This window comes from Type-E symbiont of Plautia stali, assembly GCF_059731115.1.
The window spans coordinates 2,989,303-3,008,344 of record NZ_AP035906.1 but is presented as its reverse complement, the minus strand read 5'-3'; the positions used below and the strand labels follow the sequence as shown (position 1 = coordinate 3,008,344).

Annotated in this window: 15 protein-coding genes and 6 tRNA genes; 6 read left to right on the top strand and 15 right to left on the bottom strand. The window is 54.2% G+C overall.

Going from position 1 to position 19,042, the window contains the following annotated elements; all coding sequences use genetic code 11:
* Window positions 1-124: 124 nt before the first annotated feature.
* The 4 genes from AC6I8L_RS13845 to AC6I8L_RS13830 form a co-directional block, all read right to left on the bottom strand.
* Window positions 125-200 (bottom strand) — tRNA-Lys (locus AC6I8L_RS13845).
* Between the two features lie 4 nt (window positions 201-204).
* Window positions 205-280: transfer RNA gene (locus AC6I8L_RS13840), tRNA-Val, on the bottom strand.
* 41 nt (window positions 281-321) lie between these two features.
* Window positions 322-397, bottom strand: a tRNA-Val gene (locus AC6I8L_RS13835).
* Window positions 398-443: 46 nt separating this feature from the next.
* Window positions 444-519, bottom strand: a tRNA-Val gene (locus AC6I8L_RS13830).
* A gap of 273 nt (window positions 520-792) precedes the next feature.
* Between AC6I8L_RS13830 and gltX the strand changes: the two genes are divergently transcribed.
* Window positions 793-2,214, top strand: a complete 1,422-nt coding sequence (gene gltX / locus AC6I8L_RS13825) for a glutamate--tRNA ligase (RefSeq protein WP_058959062.1) — start codon at window positions 793-795, stop codon at window positions 2,212-2,214.
* Window positions 2,215-2,297: 83 nt separating this feature from the next.
* Here gltX and AC6I8L_RS13820 read toward each other — a convergent pair whose 3' ends face one another.
* A complete protein-coding gene (locus AC6I8L_RS13820) occupies window positions 2,298-2,651 on the bottom strand; it encodes a YfeC-like transcriptional regulator (protein WP_034825897.1) in 354 nt (117 codons plus the stop codon).
* 114 nt (window positions 2,652-2,765) lie between these two features.
* Window positions 2,766-3,551, bottom strand: a complete 786-nt coding sequence (locus tag AC6I8L_RS13815) for a formate/nitrite transporter family protein (RefSeq protein ID WP_058959061.1) — start codon at window positions 3,549-3,551, stop codon at window positions 2,766-2,768.
* A 344-nt stretch (window positions 3,552-3,895) separates the two neighbouring features.
* Between AC6I8L_RS13815 and AC6I8L_RS13810 the strand changes: the two genes are divergently transcribed.
* Window positions 3,896-3,971: transfer RNA gene (locus AC6I8L_RS13810), tRNA-Ala, on the top strand.
* Between the two features lie 40 nt (window positions 3,972-4,011).
* Window positions 4,012-4,087: transfer RNA gene (locus AC6I8L_RS13805), tRNA-Ala, on the top strand.
* 414 nt (window positions 4,088-4,501) lie between these two features.
* Here AC6I8L_RS13805 and AC6I8L_RS13800 read toward each other — a convergent pair.
* From AC6I8L_RS13800 to AC6I8L_RS13780, 5 genes are all read right to left on the bottom strand, one after another.
* Window positions 4,502-6,118 carry a rhodanese homology domain-containing protein gene (locus AC6I8L_RS13800; protein ID WP_058959060.1) on the bottom strand — a complete coding sequence of 539 codons (1,617 nt, stop codon included), beginning with the start codon at window positions 6,116-6,118 and terminating at the stop codon, window positions 4,502-4,504.
* Window positions 6,111-6,701 carry a cysteine dioxygenase family protein gene (locus tag AC6I8L_RS13795; protein WP_058959059.1) on the bottom strand — a complete coding sequence of 197 codons (591 nt, stop codon included), beginning with the start codon at window positions 6,699-6,701 and terminating at the stop codon, window positions 6,111-6,113. The genes AC6I8L_RS13800 and AC6I8L_RS13795 overlap by 8 nt, the downstream gene beginning before the upstream one ends.
* Window positions 6,698-7,681: an ABC transporter substrate-binding protein gene (locus AC6I8L_RS13790; RefSeq protein ID WP_058959058.1), complete on the bottom strand. Its 984-nt coding sequence runs from the start codon at window positions 7,679-7,681 to the stop codon at window positions 6,698-6,700. Before AC6I8L_RS13790 ends, AC6I8L_RS13795 begins: the two co-directional genes overlap by 4 nt.
* Window positions 7,681-8,769: an LLM class flavin-dependent oxidoreductase gene (locus AC6I8L_RS13785; RefSeq protein WP_058959057.1), complete on the bottom strand. Its 1,089-nt coding sequence runs from the start codon at window positions 8,767-8,769 to the stop codon at window positions 7,681-7,683. Before AC6I8L_RS13785 ends, AC6I8L_RS13790 begins: the two co-directional genes overlap by 1 nt.
* A 192-nt stretch (window positions 8,770-8,961) precedes the next feature.
* A complete protein-coding gene (locus AC6I8L_RS13780) occupies window positions 8,962-10,152 on the bottom strand; it encodes a NupC/NupG family nucleoside CNT transporter (protein WP_058959056.1) in 1,191 nt (396 codons plus the stop codon).
* Window positions 10,153-10,521: 369 nt separating this feature from the next.
* Between AC6I8L_RS13780 and AC6I8L_RS13775 the strand changes: the two genes are divergently transcribed.
* Window positions 10,522-11,763 (top strand): Nramp family divalent metal transporter, encoded by a 1,242-nt coding sequence (locus AC6I8L_RS13775; protein ID WP_058959055.1) that lies wholly within the window; start codon window positions 10,522-10,524, stop codon window positions 11,761-11,763.
* Between the two features lie 60 nt (window positions 11,764-11,823).
* On the opposite strand, the gene AC6I8L_RS13770 is transcribed toward AC6I8L_RS13775, so the two are convergent.
* Both AC6I8L_RS13770 and mgrA read right to left on the bottom strand, forming a co-directional pair.
* The gene (locus AC6I8L_RS13770) at window positions 11,824-12,171 is read right to left on the bottom strand and encodes a DUF2502 domain-containing protein (RefSeq protein WP_058959054.1); all 348 of its coding nucleotides are present in this window, start codon (window positions 12,169-12,171) and stop codon (window positions 11,824-11,826) included.
* Between the two features lie 159 nt (window positions 12,172-12,330).
* The gene (gene mgrA, locus AC6I8L_RS13765) at window positions 12,331-13,323 is read right to left on the bottom strand and encodes an L-glyceraldehyde 3-phosphate reductase (RefSeq protein ID WP_058959053.1); all 993 of its coding nucleotides are present in this window, start codon (window positions 13,321-13,323) and stop codon (window positions 12,331-12,333) included.
* Window positions 13,324-13,536: 213 nt separating this feature from the next.
* On the opposite strand from mgrA, the gene AC6I8L_RS13760 reads away from it, so the two are divergent.
* Together AC6I8L_RS13760 and glk are read left to right on the top strand one after the other, a co-directional pair.
* On the top strand, window positions 13,537-15,192 hold the full coding sequence (locus tag AC6I8L_RS13760; RefSeq protein WP_058959052.1) for an alpha-keto acid decarboxylase family protein: 1,656 nt from the start codon (window positions 13,537-13,539) through the stop codon (window positions 15,190-15,192).
* 301 nt (window positions 15,193-15,493) lie between these two features.
* Window positions 15,494-16,459, top strand: a complete 966-nt coding sequence (gene glk / locus AC6I8L_RS13755; RefSeq protein ID WP_058959051.1) for a glucokinase — start codon at window positions 15,494-15,496, stop codon at window positions 16,457-16,459.
* A 33-nt stretch (window positions 16,460-16,492) separates the two neighbouring features.
* Here glk and AC6I8L_RS13750 read toward each other — a convergent pair whose 3' ends face one another.
* On the bottom strand, window positions 16,493-17,218 hold the full coding sequence (locus AC6I8L_RS13750) for a LytR/AlgR family response regulator transcription factor (RefSeq protein ID WP_045816617.1): 726 nt from the start codon (window positions 17,216-17,218) through the stop codon (window positions 16,493-16,495).
* Window positions 17,215-18,906 (bottom strand): sensor histidine kinase, encoded by a 1,692-nt coding sequence (locus AC6I8L_RS13745; protein WP_058959196.1) that lies wholly within the window; start codon window positions 18,904-18,906, stop codon window positions 17,215-17,217. The genes AC6I8L_RS13750 and AC6I8L_RS13745 overlap by 4 nt, the downstream gene beginning before the upstream one ends.
* Window positions 18,907-19,042 lie beyond the last annotated feature (136 nt).

The following is a 19,042-nucleotide window of genomic DNA, read 5'->3' as shown; positions in this document are numbered from 1 at the left end:
TTATCGTTATCGGCAAGGGGATAAAACGGCTTGAGCACACAAAGCGTTAAGTGTTTGCAAAGGTTTTGTGAGGACGGGCAAATCGCAGATAGCAAAAAGGCGCCTTTAGGGCGCCTTTCTACATTGGTGGGTCGTGCAGGATTCGAACCTGCGACCAATTGATTAAAAGTCAACTGCTCTACCAACTGAGCTAACGACCCGAAGTGGTGGGCGATGACGGGCTCGAACCGCCGACCCCCTCCGTGTAAAGGAGATGCTCTACCAACTGAGCTAATCGCCCACTTCGGAACTGCTTAACAAGAGTGTCATCTGACTAAGATATGGTGGGCGATGACGGGCTCGAACCGCCGACCCCCTCCGTGTAAAGGAGATGCTCTACCAACTGAGCTAATCGCCCATATCTTACTCTTCAAACTCTTGTACACTGCGAGCCACTTTTAGAGTGGTGGGTGATGACGGGCTCGAACCGCCGACCCCCTCCGTGTAAAGGAGATGCTCTACCAACTGAGCTAATCACCCCCGCTGTGTGGAGTCGCATTATAGGGATCCAGCGAAGTGAGTCAACGCTTTTTAAAACATAAATGTGCGTTCGCTTTAAATTTAGGCAGCATGCCGCGCTTTTAGCCAATGTGCTGGTTTTATTAGCAGAAAAACGCACTTCAATCTGTGATGCCGCCGCGAGAGTCATTGAGGAAAGCGTCCCACCTGCTAGAATATGCGCACTGTTTTTTCGCGTTAACCCGTTTTTTTGTCATCCAGATAAAGAAACCTGCGCATCTAAGGCAATGCTGAATGAAAATCAAAACTCGCTTCGCACCCAGCCCAACGGGCTACCTGCATGTGGGCGGTGCCCGTACTGCTCTTTATTCCTGGCTTTATGCTCGCCATAACAAGGGCGAATTCGTTCTGCGTATCGAAGATACCGATCTGGAACGTTCAACGCCGGAAGCCATTGAAGCCATCATGGATGGCATGAACTGGCTAAACCTGCAGTGGGATGAAGGCCCGTACTATCAGACGAAGCGCTTTGATCGTTACAACGCGGTCATCGATGAGATGGTAGCAGCAGGTACCGCTTATAAATGCTATTGCTCTAAAGAGCGTTTAGAAGCGCTGCGTGAAGAGCAGATGGCGAAAGGCGAGAAGCCACGCTATGACGGCCGCTGCCGTGACAGCCATGAACATCATGCGGCGGATGAGCCTTGCGTGGTGCGTTTCCGTAATCCGCAAGAAGGTTCGGTCATTTTTGACGACCAGATCCGTGGTCCAATTGAGTTCAGCAATCAGGAGCTGGATGATCTGATCATCCGCCGCACCGATGGTTCACCAACCTACAACTTCTGTGTGGTGGTGGATGACTGGGATATGGGCATCACTCACGTGATCCGTGGTGAAGACCACATCAACAACACGCCACGCCAGATCAACATCCTTAAAGCGATCGGTGCAGAGGTGCCAACCTACGCGCACGTCTCAATGATACTGGGTGATGACAGTAAGAAGCTGTCGAAACGCCATGGCGCAGTCGGTGTGATGCAGTACCGTGATGACGGCTATCTGCCGGAAGCGCTGCTCAACTATCTGGTGCGTTTGGGCTGGTCACATGGCGACCAGGAAATTTTCAGCGTTGCTGAGATGGCCGAGCTGTTTACTCTGGATGCCGTGAGTAAGTCTGCCAGTGCGTTTAACACCGAAAAACTGCAGTGGCTGAACCATCACTACATTAATACGCTGCCGCCAGAATACGTGGCAACGCAGCTGCAGTGGCACATCGAGCAACAGAATATCGATACCCGCACCGGTCCGGAACTGGCGAAGCTGGTGACGCTGCTGGGTGAGCGTTGCAAAACGCTGGTCGAGATCGCGGCTTCCTGCCGTTACTTCTATGAAGAGTTTGAAGCCTTTGATGCTGACGCGGCGAAGAAACATCTGCGTCCTGTTGCACGCCAGCCACTGGAAGTGGTGCGTGATAAACTGGCTGCGCTGAGCGACAGCGAGTGGAATGCCGAGAATGTGCACAACGCGATTCAGGGTGCTGCTGATGCGCTGGAATTGGGTATGGGCAAAGTGGGCATGCCACTGCGCGTGGCGGTCACCGGTGCAGGCCAGTCTCCGGCACTGGATGTGACGGTTGAAGCGATTGGTCGCAGCCGCAGCGTGGCCCGTATCGAAAAAGCGCTGGCCTTCATTGCTGAGCGTGAAGCCCAGGCTTAATTGAGGTAGCGGCAGCCTGTAACGTTGCCGCTTCACTTATCGCGGGCATTAAAAAAGCCGGGAGCATGAGCGCCCGGCTTTTTTTAATCTTCTTTAATCCCTAACCGTTCCAGCACACCACTTATCCCCTCGCGCAGCAACAATGCAGCCAGTTGATCTTGCTCAGCGGTCGTCATTTGCTGGACAGAATTAATTAATAACGCAGGTAACGTATTTTGTTGAGCACCGTAATTGGCCGCCGGCTCGGTCGCGTGGCGGGTAGACTGAACAAAGCTTTTTACACGCTCATCAATATGAATCAATCGCGCCTTACCACCCTGTACACCGGGCTTGGGCGTGGTTGTCCAGTTTTCGCGTTTGATCCATTTATTCACCGTTTGCCGACTGTAGCCCGTTTCCAGCGCGAGCTCCTCGGGGGTGAGCCATTCCTTTTTCACGATGCTGTCCCTGTTAAATACATTAGCTGTACATATTACAACAAAACGTAACGGGGAAAAGTAATCAGGCAGGAAAATGCCTCTTGTCTGATGACAAAAGGCATAAATCGGATATTAAGCTTCGCTGGTTTCAGCTTGTGCAGGACGGAAAGCAAGGAAATAGGTGAGACCAACAAATATTGCACCGCCCACGCCGTTGCCAAGGAAGACGGCAATGACGTTTGGCGCAAAGTCTGCCCAGCTCATTTGTCCGGCAAAAATCGCGGCGGGCACAATAAACATGTTCGCCACCACGTGCTGGAAGCCAATGGCCACGAAGGCCATCACCGGGAACCACATGCCAAAGATTTTGCCGACCATATCTTTACTGGCGAAGGCTAACCACACCGCCAGACACACCAGCCAGTTGCATCCAATGCCGGAAATGAAGGCGTGCAGGAAATCCGCATTCACTTTGGCATGCGCAATTGCCACCGTCTTTTTCAGATAATCGCCTTCGGTCATACCGAGCATATGACCAAAGAACCAGGCGACCGCGATGCTGCCAATAAAGTTGGCAATGGTGACCCAGAACCAGTTGCGCAGCACGCTCACACCACTGATGCGGCGAGCGAACCACGCGATCGGTAAGGTCATCATGTTGCCGGTCAACAGTTCGCCACCGGCCAGAACGGTTAGAATCAGGCCAACCGGGAACACCGCCGCGCCGAGGAAGCCGCCAAAGGAGCCCCATTCAGCAGGCAGTTGGTTGATAACATGCAGATCCAACAGAAAACCAGTGGCAATAAAAGCACCGGCCATAAAACCAAGGATCAATAAGGTGGAAACAGGCAAACGGCTTTTAGCCACGCCCGCTTGAATCGCCAGTTGGGCGATCTCTTTTGGTGTATGCAGCGACATATTTCACTTTTCTTTTATTGAACAAGGGGAAAATGCTGGCCGATCAACGAGTGATATACCCTGGAAGGTTGACCGGTTAATTAGCGCGCTAAGTTTTACACTTACCCGTAACGAACACAAGATTATTCCTAACATCTTTAACCCTGATTTAACCTCGGTTGCAGGGTGTTAAATGCGAAAATACGTTAACGGAATGCACAGTTGCGTTGAAAAAAAAGCCATTACGGTAGGGCGTTGCCGCCTTTTTCAGCGATTGAACACAGAACGAGAATTTGGCGTTGACACTCAGGGAGCGGTTTCATATGATGCCGTCCGTCGAGTTAAATCGGCTGTTTTTCGGTGCTGGGGGTATAGCTCAGCTGGGAGAGCGCTTGCATGGCATGCAAGAGGTCAGCGGTTCGATCCCGCTTATCTCCACCAAATCGTTTTTAACGATGCACTGAAAAAGATTTCCAGATGTGGGGGTATAGCTCAGCTGGGAGAGCGCTTGCATGGCATGCAAGAGGTCAGCGGTTCGATCCCGCTTATCTCCACCAAATCTCTGTTCGTCCTGAACAATAGCATCACGATCTAACACTGACTGAATTCATAATTGCTCATTTCGTATGCAGAATGGCGTCATTATTCGTGTGACGGCAACTCCCAGCGTTCTGAAATGCGCCCATTTTTTGATATCAAGTTTCTCGACGAATTGCGCCGTAAATCGCGCGTGCTTCTTCCTGGGCGCTGAGATGATCTCACCCATTCAGCACCAGCTGCTCATTAGGGGCGCAATGAATCGCACCGCAGCAGCTTCTCACGCGCTGAGATGATTATTTCGTTCAGCGTTCAGCGTTCAGCGTTCAGCGTTCAGCACTGCATCTGAGTGCGCCATAAATCGTGCCGCCAGAGCTAAGTGTGCACTGAAATTATGCACAATCTGGTCGCGACGCAATTCATGGCGCTAAGAATTAAGCGGTTGCGGCTTGTTCTTGTGCAGGCAACACGCGGAAGCCGTGCGTGCCATCACGATCCAACTGCGCCACCAGACCGTATTCCCAATCCAGATACGCCTGCATCACAGCAGGTGCGATATCGGTGCCTTCATACGGACGGCGATAGCGATCAATCGCCGGAGACAGCAACTGCTGGTCGCCCTGCTCGGTGGGCAACTGCGCTGCGCGCCAGGCCGCATTGCCACCCTCCAGCACAAACACTGGCTTGCCGGTGAGTTCCGCCACCTGATCAACCGCATATCCGGCCAACAGGCTGCTGCCGCAGGTCAGCACATAACGTCGTGCCGCAGGCAGTATGGCTTTGCCCTCTTTTTGCAGCGTTGAACGCAGCAGCCAGCCCGCTCCCGGAATATGACTGTTGAGGTGATTGGCGCGCGTGGTGAAGTCCAGTACCTGGGTCTGACCTTCCTCCAGCCACTCCGCCAGTTGCTGCGGAGAAATAAACTCTGGCTGTGCAACCGCAGGAACCTGCGCTTTCCAGGCACCGGTGGCAGTGAAATCACTGGCCTGCAACTCTTCCAGTACTGACACCTGCCAGCCAAGCTGCGCCAGCCAGGATGCAGTCATATTGGCACGCACGCCATCGTCATCAATTAGCACAATACGTGCACCGCGCACGCTGGCGTAATGATCGGTTTCCTGCACCAGCTGTCCGCCTGGTACATGACGACTGCCGGGCAGATGACCCGACGCATATTCGTCTGCATCACGCACGTCGAAAAGGTAAGTGGTACGCGGTTCCTGTTGCCAGCGCTTGAGCGTTGCCAGCGGGATACGCTCTACGCCTGCGCGATCGGCAATGCCTCGTGCATTACTCGCCGCCTGGCGCTGTGCCGTTTCGCTGGTTTCACCGTAGCGGCGCGACTGACCTTTATCCAGATCGTGTCCTGCCAGCGTCCAGCCAATCGTGCCGTTGCGCAGCGCAAACACCGGATTACGGATACCGGCATTCACCAGCGACTGGGTGCCGATGATGCTGCGCGTGCGGCCCGCACAGTTCACAATCACCGTGGTTTCCGGTGATGGCGCGAGATCACGCACGCGCAACACCAGCTCACCGCCCGGTACGCTGGTGGCGCCTGGAATGCTCATGGTCTGGTATTCATCAAAGCGACGCGCATCCAGCACCACTACATTGGCGTCGCTGTTGATTAAGCTGTGCACTTCATCAGCTGACAGGGAAGGGGTGTGATTGTGATGTTCAACCAGTTCACCAAAGGCTTTGCTCGGTGAATTGACATCAATAAACAGCTCACCGCCGGCTGCCTGCCAACCCGTTAAATCCTCTTTTAACAGCGCCACATTGCTATAGCCCAGCGCGGCAATACGCTCTGCTGCTGCCTGCGCCAGACCCTCGTCGTTATCATATAAAGTGATGGAGGTTGTGGATTGTGGAATGCGGTCCAATAGCTCCAGCTCCAGTTTTGAGAGCGGGATATTCACCGCAAACAGCGGATGGCCGGTGGCAAACAGTGCTTCGTCGCGCACATCAACAATCGCCACTTCCTGCTGCTGACGCAGAGCCTCAAGAATGTCCTCCGCCTGGCGGAAAGGGAAAACGGTTTTACTCATGTGATAGATCCCAAATGTTCGGTAAGTAACGGTTGCTGTAACCGGAGATAAACTGTTTTTCACTGCCGTCTTCGCGATACACCGCGCGTTTTACCGCGCCAATGTTGGCGCCATACACGTGGATGCTGATTGACACGCGATCGTCATAGGCATTGCTGACGCGATGGATATCGCCCACGGTAGGAGAGACGGCTTCGACACTGCCGGGATCGAGCCGTATCGGCGCACCATCCGGTTGCAGGCCGTTCTGCCCGGGCTGCCAGGATTGCGAAATCTCCGCGCCACGCAGCATGCCAATTAATCCCCAGACGCGATGGTCGTGAATCGGCGTTTGCTGGCCTGGCCCCCAGACGAAGCTCACCACGGAGAAACGCTGTCGGGCATCGGCATACAGCAGATATTGTTGATAGTGTTCGGGATGCGGCTGGGTATAAGCCTCGTCCAGCCAGTCGTCATGCCGGATCAGTTCGCCCAGCCAGGCGCTGCCCTGTTGTAGAACAGTGGCTTCATCGGGATTCTGGTCGAGCAACGTAGCCAGATTACCGACAAAATCGCGTAAACGATGATGCTGATAGGCACTCATGATTTATCTCCCGGCGCGCTTTTGGCGACCTGATTGGCCTGAGCAGACAGGCTAAAATCAAAGGCTTTGCTGACATCGATCGCTTTCGGCAGCACCTGATAGCGATGGAAGAAGTCAGCCGATTTTTGCAGGGTGGGGATCAGGCTGGCATCAAACACCAGCGGTCGAATGCGCGCATCGGCTATCCAACTGCTGGTGATGTTGGTGGGCATATTGAGTGTTTTACCCAGCACGCTGGCGAACTCCTGCGGATGTTGCTGCGCCCAGATTTGTGCCTTAGCCAGGCGCGCCAGCAGATCGGCAATGGCTTTATGTTTACCTGCATCATTGATCGCTTCGTCACGCGCCAGCGCATACGAATAGCCCGACATAATGCCTTTGCCACCGCCGTCAGCGACGCGCACCGTACCATCCACAGCAGTGGAGGTGGCGATATACGGCTCCCACGGCGCCCACGCGGATACGGCGCCGGAGGTCAAGGCGGCTCGGCCATCAACAGGTCCAAGGAATCGCAGCGTGACATCGTCTGGTTTTAATCCCGCACGCTCCAGCAAGCCAAGCAGCAGATAGTGACCCCAGCCACCACGATTTACTGCGATTTGCTTACCTTTCAAATCCTGTAAACGGTGAATTCCGGCATCGGGACGGGTCAGCAGCGCGATACTGTCAGGATTGTTTTGCCATGCGCCTACCGCTTTCACCGGCGCGCCAGCCGCAAACACAAACAGGAACGGCAGATCGCCGGTGAAACCGACATCCAGTGCGCCGGCATTTAATGCTTCCTGCACCGGTGCACCCGAATCAAACGCCGTCAGTTTCAAATCGTAGGGCAGATTATTGAGTTCGCCCGACGCTTTTAACGCGGCAAAACGATCCCCCTTAACATCGCCCAGGCGCAGTGTGACTTTATCAGCGGCGAACAGCGGATTGAGCGTGGAGAGTGCCAGCGCAACACCGGTAAACAGTGCAGCCAGCCGCATCAGGCGCTCCTTTTGTCAGCGGCGTTAAGCGCTGCCACTTTCTCGCGCGTCAGCGGAATCAGCTCCTCACCATATTCCACCGCATCATTCAATGGATCGAAGCCGCGAATCAGCACGCTGTGAATGCCGAGGCGATAGTAGTCTAGCAGCGCGTCGGAAACCTGATCGGCGGTGCCTACCAGTGCGGTGGAGTTGTAGCCGCCTTGCACCAGTTTAGCCACGCCGGTCCATAGCACTTTGTCCAGGCGATCGCCTTCATTGGCGGCAGCCAGCAAACGCTGGGCGCCAACGCTTTGCGGCTTGGGTTTACCAAAGGCGAAGCCGGTCTCTTGCAACTGCTTCTCGGCCAGTTCACGGATATGCTCGGCACGTTCCCAGGCCTCTTTCTCGGTTTTCCCGACAATCGGACGGAACGAGATATTGAAATCAATCTCACGCCCGTGCTGAGCCGCAGCGGCTCGCACATTGCGTACCGTCTCTTCCGCCCCTTTCAGCGGTTCGCCCCACAGGGCAAAGACATCGGCATGGCGCGCAGCGACATCAATCGCTTCCTGAGACGATCCACCAAAGTATATCGGCAGCTTTTTCTGCGCAGGTTTGATGGCGGAAAACGCCTGCTCAGCCTGGTAAAAATGTCCCTTGTGATCATAAGGCTGGCTGGATTCCAGACTCTGCTTCAGCACGGCAAGAAACTCATCGCTGCGCGCATAGCGTTCGGCTTTATTCAGGAAGTCACCATCACGACGCTGCTCGACATCGCTACCGCCGCTGATGATATGCACGGCCAGCCGACCATCGGTCAGTTGATCCAACGTTGCTAGCTTGCGTGCGGCCAGTGTCGGTGCGACAAAGCCCGGACGGTGTGCGAGCAGGAATTTTAGTGTTGAGGTGTGTGCCGCAGCATGTGCGGTCACCAGAAAGCCGTCGGGTTGATCGGACCAATAGCCCACGAGAATGCGATCAAATCCCGCTTCTTCATGGGCGCGGGCGAAACGCGCGATGTAATCTTTATCGAACAGCGGACCGCTGGCGGGAATGATTTCGGAAGCCAGGCGGTGGCCAATCATGCCAAGAAATTGTATGCTCATACGATTCTCCAGATGTGACGTTATGGAGAAAAGCTACGGGCGCAGGCAACCGGGACGGAAATTCAATATTGTGCAAAGGTTTTGCGTCAGGTGGGGAAGCGGCGAATGACGGGGATAAAAGGGGTGAAATGCAAGATAGAACAGAAAGGCATAATTAAGAAGAGAAGGGCGAGCCGCAGCTCGCCCTGAACATCAGAAGGCCAGAACCAGACCGGCGATAGCGGCAGAGAGCACGCTCACCAGGGTTGAGCCGTACAGCAGTTTAAGGCCGAAGCGAGAAACCACGTTACCCTGTTCTTCGTTCAAGCCCTTAATCGCACCCGCCACAATCCCGATAGAGGAGAAGTTAGCGAAGGAGACGAGGAACACAGACAGGATTCCTTCTGCGTGCGGTGACAGCTGACCAGCAATCTTCTGAAGATCCATCATCGCCACGAATTCGTTAGAAACCAGTTTGGTTGCCATGATACTGCCAACCTGCAGCGCTTCACTGGACGGCACGCCCATCACCCACGCAAACGGATAGAACACGTAACCCAGCACACCCTGGAAGCTGATGCCGAAGATCAGATCAAACAGCGCGTTCAGACCTGAAATCAGGGCGATAAAACCAATCAACATGGCGGCAACGATGATCGCCACTTTGAAACCGGCAAGGATATATTCGCCCAACATTTCGAAGAAGCTCTGACCTTTGTGCAGATCCTGCAACTGCAGATCTTCTTCGCTATCGACGCGGTAAGGGTTGATCAGTGACAACACAATGAAGGTGCTGAACATGTTCAATACCAGCGCGGCCACCACATATTTCGGCTGCAGCATAGTCATATAAGCGCCGACGATGGACATGGAAACTGTCGACATTGCCGTAGCAGCCATGGTGTACATGCGACGCTGTGACATTTTGCCAAGGATATCTTTATACGCGATAAAGTTTTCTGACTGTCCCAAAATCAGAGAGCTTACGGCGTTGAAGGATTCCAGTTTGCCCATACCGTTGACTTTTGACAGCACGGTACCGATGCCGCGGATCACCCAAGGCAGGATACGGAAATGCTGCAAAATACCGATCAGCGCGGAGATAAACACGATCGGGCACAGAACATTCAGGAAGAAGAACGCCAGGCCTTTGTCGTTCATGTTGCCGAATACGAAGTTAGTCCCTTCGGCAGCATACTTCAGTAGATGGTCAAACAGACCCGCGAACCCTTTGACGAAGCCAAGGCCAGCTTCAGAGTTAAGGAAGAACCACGCCAGCAGAACTTCGATCACCAGAAGCTGAACGATGTAACGAACGCGGATGCTTTTACGATCGTGGCTGACCAGCAAGGCCAGTACGGCTACCACCACTAATGCCAAAAGAAAGTGCAAAATATGGGACATGTCGGCTCCAAATTTGAGGAGGGTTGTATTTTGTTGCGTATTCTATGTAACGCGTTACTTAAAAACGAGATCAAAACCACATTATAAGTATTCGGTATCGACAAATTTCTAAGAATAGTCTCACCGCTCACAACCTCTTCACAAAGCCTTCACAAGAAATATCCACAAAAACATTGTCTATAAAATAACCCGGGAGTAGAGTGATTCCTGTTGCAAACATTTTGGCAAGAACTGGCTTTACCGCAAGGTATAGCAATGGCTATACTTCATAGCACCATCTATTATTACGATAACTATAATCAAATTTCACTTGCCTTGAGCGCCCGTTAAGCTGCATGGGTCAACAAGCGTTAGGACAGGGTCCACACTATGTCAGAAAGTCGCACCGCTGAGCGCGCCGCTCGCGGAGCCAGAAAAATCAAGCTCGCGCTGCTTGGCCCTGCCTTCATCGCGGCAATTGGTTATATCGATCCCGGTAACTTTGCCACCAACATTCAGGCGGGTGCGGCCTACGGCTACAAACTGCTGTGGGTGGTGGTCTGGGCCAATGTGATGGCGATGCTGATTCAGCTGATGTCAGCCAAACTTGGCATCGCCACCGGTAAAAACCTTGCCGAGCATATCCGCGATCGCTTTCCACGCCCGGCAGTGTGGTTCTATTGGGTGCAGGCGGAAATCATCGCCATGGCCACTGACCTCGCTGAATTTATTGGTGCGGCACTCGGCTTTAAATTATTGCTGGGGATTTCGCTACTACAAGGCGCCGTGCTCACCGGCGTCGCCACCTACCTGATTTTGATGCTGCAAAGCCGGGGGCAGAAGCCGCTGGAGTTGGTAATTGGCGGCCTGCTGTTGTTTGTCGCCGGTGCCTATATTGTTGAGCTGTTTTTCTCGCAGCCGAAAGTGAGTGAATTGGTCACCGGTATGGCGTTGCCTTCGCTGCCTACCTCTGACGCCGTGTTCCTCGCTGCCGGTGTGCTGGGCGCCACCATCATGCCGCATGTAATTTACCTGCACTCGGCACTGACGCAACACGGTAACATTGGCAGCAAAGCGGATCGCTACTCGTCCACTAAACTCGATGTGGCGATTGCCATGACCATTGCCGGCTTTGTCAATCTGGCGATGATGGCGACTGCGGCGGCAGCTTTCCACTTCAGCGGGCATACCAGCATTGTGGATCTCGACCAGGCGTATTTGACGCTGCAACCTTTGCTGGGCCGCGCAGCAGCCATTGTGTTTGGATTAAGTCTGGTGGCGGCAGGCTTGTCTTCTACCGTGGTGGGAACACTGGCGGGACAAGTCGTGATGCAGGGCTTTATTCGCTTCCATATTCCGCTGTGGCTACGTCGCACCATCACCATGCTGCCTTCCTTTATCGTGATCTGGGCCGGATGGGATCCAACGCGCATTCTGGTGATGAGCCAGGTACTGTTGAGTTTCGGTATCGCACTGGCATTGATCCCGCTGTTGGCCTTTACCGGCAACCGCGAGTTGATGGGCGATGAGATGGTCAATTCGCGCCTGATGCAAAACGCCGGACGCCTGATAGTGGTGCTGGTGGTGGCATTGAATCTCTATCTGTTGGTCGGTGAGGCGCTCGGCTGGTAACGCTTCGGCTGGTCAAGACGAAAAAAAGAAAATCCCGGCTATCAGGCCGGGATTTTTGTATTAGTGGTGGTGGTGATCATGCCTGTCATCATGACGATGGTCATGGCGCCAATGCTCACGGCGTTCCCGCTCATGCCAGCGGCGTTCACGCTCACGTTCGTAAGCCTGATGACGACGCCACTCTTCATGACGCCACCAGCGATGATCGTTATAACGATAACGGTCATTCCACCAGCGCGGCTCACGCCAGCGTCCGCCATCCCAATAGTAACCACGACGATCGCGATCGCCGAGATGCAGCGTGACACCCGGAGCCAATGTAAGGGTGGCGCTGTTGGCTTCTGCTGTGTGCATCGCCAGGGGTGAAAGTGTTGCCAGCAAGGCGGCAAACAAAATTGCACGTTTCATAACTTCTCCTTTTCAGTGGCTTATCACTGCCACCGTTGCGCTAGTGTGCCACATCGGTCCAGTGTTGCCTTGAGAGTGAGTCTGAAAACGTTGCGGGAAATCTGAATTGAGAATTTTCTGCTGCGGAAAATACCCGGCCTGAGCCGGGTAGGTAAGCGTTTACACTAATATGTTATGAACCGCTTCGATCTCTTCAGTTGTCAGCTCGGGCTGGCTCAGCATCTCAACGGCATCATCAATTTGCGCAGTTTTACTTGCACCAATCAGCACCGAAGTCACGCGTGCATCACGCAGCACCCAGCTCAGCGCCATTTGCGCCAGCTTCTGCCCACGCTGCTGGGCGATCGCCTGCAGCTTACGCACTTTTTCCATCTTCTCTTGCGTCAACTGGCTCTCATTAAGGAATTTACTGCCGCTGGCGGCACGGGAATCCTCAGGGATGCCTTGCAGATAGCGATCGGTCAGCACACCACCCGCTAGCGGAGAGAAGGCGATGCAGCCGACGCCATTATCACCCAGCACATCCAGTAGACCTTGCTCTTCCGGTGCACGTTCGAACATGGAGTATTTCGGCTGATGAATCAGGCAAGGCGTGCCCAGATCGCGCAGAATGGCAATCGCTTCGGCTGCTTTATCTGCCGGGTAATTGGAAATGGCGGCATACAGCGCTTTGCCCTGACGCACCACCTGATCCAGTGCACGCATGGTCTCTTCCAGCGGCGTCTCCGGGTCAGGGCGATGGTGGTAAAAGATATCGACATATTCCAGCCCCATGCGCTTCAGGCTCTGATCCAGACTGGAGATCAAATACTTGCGTGAGCCCCAGTCGCCGTAAGGGCCGTCCCACATGGTGTAACCGGCTTTGGTGGAGATCACCAGCTCATCGCGCAGTCCGGCAAAATCCTCACGCAAAATGCGACCAAAATTGGATTCGGCGGATCCCGGCGGGGGGCCGTAGTTGTTGGCGAGGTCGAAGTGCGTGATGCCACGGTCAAAAGCGTGGCGCAGGAGTTCACGGCTGTTATCGACACGGGTGCTGTCGCCAAAGTTGTGCCATAAACCCAGCGAAATAGCCGGTAATTTCAGGCCGGTACGGCCACTGCGACGATATTGCATCTGTTGATAACGTTCGGGGTGAGGAAATACAGACATGCAGCGTTCCTGTCTCAAAAAGGGAGAAAGTGACATCAGCATAGCAGTGTATGCGTTTACACTAAGCCGAAACGCGCCGAAGATCGCAACTTACAGAATTTTCTGTCGTCGTAACGATTGCTTGCCACAAATCACCATGCGCTGATGGTGAAAATCTCGCCAATTCAGCCACATCGCTGATACTTCGATCATCCCCTTAAGAAGGAGCTGTCGATGAAAACCCTCAACGTTGGCGACTATTTACTGCACCGTCTACAGCAAGCTGGCATCCGTCATCTGTTCGGTGTGCCGGGTGATTACAATCTGCAATTTCTCGACAGCGTTATTGCTCATCCTGAGATTGCCTGGGTCGGCTGCGCCAATGAACTCAATGCCGCCTACGCGGCGGATGGCTACGGTCGTTGCAACGGTGCTGCTGCACTGCTCACCACGTTTGGCGTGGGTGAACTGAGTGCGATTAATGGGATTGCGGGCAGCTATGCCGAATATGTCCCGGTTATTCATATTGTTGGCGCGCCAGCCAGTCGTGCGCAGCAGCAAGGTGACTGTGTACATCATTCACTGGGGGACGGCGACTTCCATCATTTCCTGCGCATGGCACAAGAGGTAAGTACCGCCAGCGCGGTGCTGACTGCGGATAATGCGGTTGAAGAAATTGACCGTGTGATATCGGAAGCGCTTAACCAGCACCGGCCCGGCTATCTGCTGCTGGCGGTGGATGTCGCGGCGACGGAGATTACGGTGCCTGATCCTCAGCCCGTTGCGCCTGTCCATCAGGACACCGCCGTTGCGACAGCTTTTGCTGCTGCCGCTGAACGCTTACTGGCTCCTGCACAGCGCGTGGCGTTACTGGCCGATTTCCTCGCTTCGCGTTGGCAATTGCAATCGCCGCTGTTTGCACTCCGCCAACTACGCGCCATTCCCGCCGCTACATTACTGATGGGCAAAGGCGTGCTCGATGAACAGCAGCCCGGCTATGTGGGTACCTACGCTGCCGAAGGCAGCAGCGATGCGGTGCGCCGGGCCATTGAAGAGACGGATGTCACGCTGTGCGTCGGCGTGCGGTTTACCGATACCCTGACCGCCGGTTTCACCCAGCAGTTACCCGCAGAGCGCGTTATCGACCTGCAACCGTTTCACGCCACGGTGGGCGGAGAATGCTTTGCGCCGCTTAGCATGGCGCAAGCCCTCGCCGCATTATTGCCCGTTTATCAACGCCACTGCGTACATTGGGCACTGGCCGACACTGCATCTTGCGAAGAAATTGAGCAAAACGATGATGCGGTAATCAGTCAGCGCGCATTCTGGCAGGCGATGCAGCGCTTCCTGCTGCCGGGTGATATCATCCTGGCCGATCAGGGCACGGCCGCCTTTGGTGCCGCCGCGCTGCGTTTACCACCGGGAGCACAAATGCTGGTGCAACCGCTATGGGGCTCGATTGGCTATACTCTACCGGCGACCTTTGGTGCACAAACGGCACAACCTGACCGACGCGTCATTTTGATTATCGGTGACGGTTCAGCGCAGCTGACGATCCAGGAGCTGGGTTCCATGCAGCGTGACGGGCAACAGCCGATTATCTTCCTGATCAATAACGACGGTTACACGGTTGAGCGGGCGATTCACGGCGCTGAACAGCGTTACAACGACATCGCACAATGGAACTGGACTGCGCTGCCACATGCGATGAGCGTAGAGTGTGCGGCACAAAGCTGGCGAGTGAGCGAAACGGTGCAGTTAACGGCGGTAATGGAGCAATTGATGCGTCAGCGTCGCCTGACGCTGGTGGAAGTGGTGATGGAAAAACAAGATCTGCCGCCGCTGTTGCGTAAAGTCACTGCAGCTCTGCACCAGCGCAACGGCGGCTAGCCGCTATCCGGCTTAGGCTTTGTCGTTTTAGACCAGGCGGTGCCTGAAACCCTCACGTACACTCGTTACGCTCCGGTTTCTCTGCATCGTCCGTCTCCTGTGAGGCTGAGTCGATAACGCCTGACGCGATAAGCCCGCAGTTTCGGAAAGTTGCCTCTATACAGTGAAGCCGCGGATTGTCAGGCTGTGCCACGCACCAGAAATGTTTACGCCCATCGTGCTGGTGGGCGTTATTGTTTTATTGGCAGGCTCTTATATAGTGTCCTGCAATTGTTTATGACCCAAGCGGAGCAGCAGAAGAATGACAAAATACGCCCTGGTCGGCGATGTGGGCGGTACCAATGCCCGTCTCGCCCTGTGTGAGGTGGAAACCGGTGCCATCTCCCAGGCCAAAACATTCTCAACATCAGACTACGACAATCTCGAAGCGGTGATTCGTGCTTATCTCGACGAGCAAAAGCAGGAGATTAAACACGCCTGCATCGCAATTGCCTGTCCAATCACCGGCGATTGGGTCGAGATGACCAACCACGATTGGGCATTCTCAACCCGTGAGATGAAAGAGCACCTGGCCTTCGACAGCCTGGAAATCATCAATGATTTCACCGCCGTGTCGATGGCCATCCCGATGCTGACCGACGATCAAGTGATTCAGTTTGGCGGCAAAGCACCGGTTGAAGGCAAGCCGATTGCGATTTACGGCGCCGGCACCGGATTGGGCGTGAGCCATCTGGTGCACGTGGATAAGCGCTGGATCAGCCTGCCGGGCGAGGGCGGTCACGTTGACTTCGCCCCGAACAGCGAAGAAGAGGGTGAAATTCTCGAAGTACTGCGTGCGGAACTGGGTCACGTGTCGGCGGAGCGCGTGCTGTCAGGATCCGGTCTGGTGAATCTCTATCGCGCTATCGTCAAATCTGACAACCGCGAACCTGAGAATCTTAAGCCGAAAGATGTCACCGAGCGTGCATTGAAAGACAGCTGCATCGATTGTCGTCGGGCGCTGTCGCTGTTCTGCGTGATCATGGGGCGTTTCGGTGGCAACCTGGCGCTCAATCTCGGCACCTTTGGTGGCGTGTACATCGCTGGGGGAATCGTGCCGCGCTTCCTCGATTTCTTCAAAGCCTCTGGCTTCCGCGCCGCGTTTGAAGACAAAGGCCGCTTCCGTGATTATCTGGTCGATATCCCGGTGTATATGATCACCCACGATCAGCCTGGTCTGCTGGGCGCGGGCGCGCATCTGCGCCAGACGTTGGGTCGCGTGCTGTAATCTGTTCCGGCGAGCAGCGTTCTGCTGCTCGCTTTACAATCTCATCAACTGGCGAAACGCCTTCACCTTGCTGCGGCTCACCGGCACCTGCGCATCCAAATCACGCAACTTCACCAAATAGGTATTGTTAAACCACGGCTCGATCTCGCGGATTTTGCTGAGGTTGACGCAATACGACCGATGGCAGCGGAAGAACAGCTGTTCTGGCAGGCGACTACAAAATTCACTGATCGCCATCGACATCACGTACGCTTCGCGGCGCGTATAAACAAACGTCAGTTTTTCATGCGCTTCGACGTAATAGATATCGTTGATATCCGTCACGATAATGCGCTCATCTTTCACCAGATTGACTGTTTGTGGTGCGCTTTGCTGAGTGGATGGCTGTGCGAGTTGCTGCTGTGCGCTGGCTTCCAGCTTATTCAGCATGGTAATAATGCGCGACTCGTGATAGGGCTTGAGTATGTAGTCAAAGGCGTCCAGCTCAAACGCATCCACCGCATGCTCTTTCCATGCGGTGATAAACACTATCAACGGCTTATGCGCAAATTGGTTAATGTTTTGGGCCAGCAGCATGCCATCCAGCGAAGGAATGTTGATGTCGAGGAAAATGACATCGACGCGATGGTTTTGCAGATACTTCAGCACTTCCAGCCCATCATCAAAACAGGCTTCGATAGTGATCTGACTGTGCTGCTGGATCATCCAGCTCAACTCTTGCTGAGCAAGAAACTCGTCTTCGACGATAATGGCTTTCACGCGCTGGGTTCCGTGATATGGCTCAACGGTGCAGCCAGACGCTGACCGTTTTTGCTCAGAGTGAAGGCGATTTCCGTTCCCGGATGATGACGCGTGATGCTCAGACCCTGGCCGGAAAGCAGCTTCACCCGATGATGCACATTAAGCAGCCCGATTTTATTGCCCGGCATCTCATCACGCGCGACGCGGCCAATCACCTCTTCACTGATACCCGCGCCCGTATCGCGCACCGCAACGCGCACATAATCACCGAGGTCTTTCACACTCAATGTCACCACCCCTTTGCCACGGCAGGGCTGAATACCGTGCACAATGGCATTTTCCACCAGAGGCTGAATCAGCAAACTTGGCAGCGTGAAGTGCAGATCTTCATCAATGTCATAAATCATCGACAGCTTATCGCCAAAGCGCGCCTGTTCAATCGCGATGTAATCCTTCACCTGCCATAGCTCTTTTTTAATATCGATCAGCTCGTCATCGTTCAGCTCAAGGTTGTAGCGTAAATAGCGCGAAAGATTGATCACCAACTGACGTGCCGTATCTGGATTGAGACGAATGGAAGAGGAGATAGCATTCAGCGCGTTAAACAGGAAGTGCGGGTTAATTTTACTCTGCAACGCACGCAGTTCCGCTTTGTTCGCCATCTCTCGTAGCTGCTCAGCGCGCGATACCTCCAGCTGGGTGGAGATTATTTGCGACAAACCAATGGCCATCTCTTTTAGCGATCCGGTAATGCGATGCGCTCGACGATAATAGATTTTTAACGTGCCTGTGACTTCCCCTTTTTCCCAAAGGGGAATAACCAGCATTGAGTGAATATCTTTGGTGCGATGCGCCTCATCATTATTCTTGATGATGATTTTGCCGCTCGCGATCGACTGCGCCGTGGTAGGGCTGATGCCATCATCCCCGTTGTGATAGTTATGCTCACCGTAACCAACGTAGGCAAGAATCTGCTGGGTATTGGTGATAGCTACGGCATCGGCATGAATATCGCTGCGAATGATATCGCACACCTGACGCAACGACTGGCTATTCACCTGACGAAACAGCGGCAACGTTTTATTGGCAATCTCCAGTGCCAGCTTGGCCTGGCGCGCTGCTATCGCTTCTTTTTCCCCTTCCACGCTCTGCACTAACAGTACAATCAAGCCAATGCTCGATGCGCCGAGAATCATCGGTAACGCAATCTCAGAAACAATCGAAAAACCTAACGACAATGGACTGGCCCACAGCACAATCAACACCATAGTCAGGGTTTCGCACAGCATGCCGCCAAGGATACCGGCGCGCCAGCGCTGCTCTTTGCTCACGCGACGATTGATAAACCCAGAAGCGATACCGGCAATGATGCTGGTAATCAGGCAAGGCACGGCCGTGACGCCATCCATATCGATCAGATAACGATGGATGCCCGCAATCACCCCGGTAGCGATGCCAACCCAGGGGCCAAACAGAATGCCTCCCGACATCACCGCAATCACACGCACGTTCAGCAGCGAACCATCGACGTTAATGCCCGACCAGGTACTGAACAGTGCAAACAGCGAGAAAATCGCCGTCACCACCACTTTCTCTTTGATCGAATGCTCATCTTTTTGCAGCAGCTGACGGAATACCCGCGTGCGGGTAAGGAAGAACAGACAAATCAGCATCAGCGCAGCGCGGTCAAATACCGCCAGCAGCATGTCGAAGTGGGAAGGCAAGGGCATCTCTCGGAGTGAACCAGGGTGAGGTTATGATAAAAAATGTGATCAAGATCTGCCAGCGCCGCGACACCCGCAAAACGCTTCTCATGGTTTAGATCAATTCTCGATGCGGTTT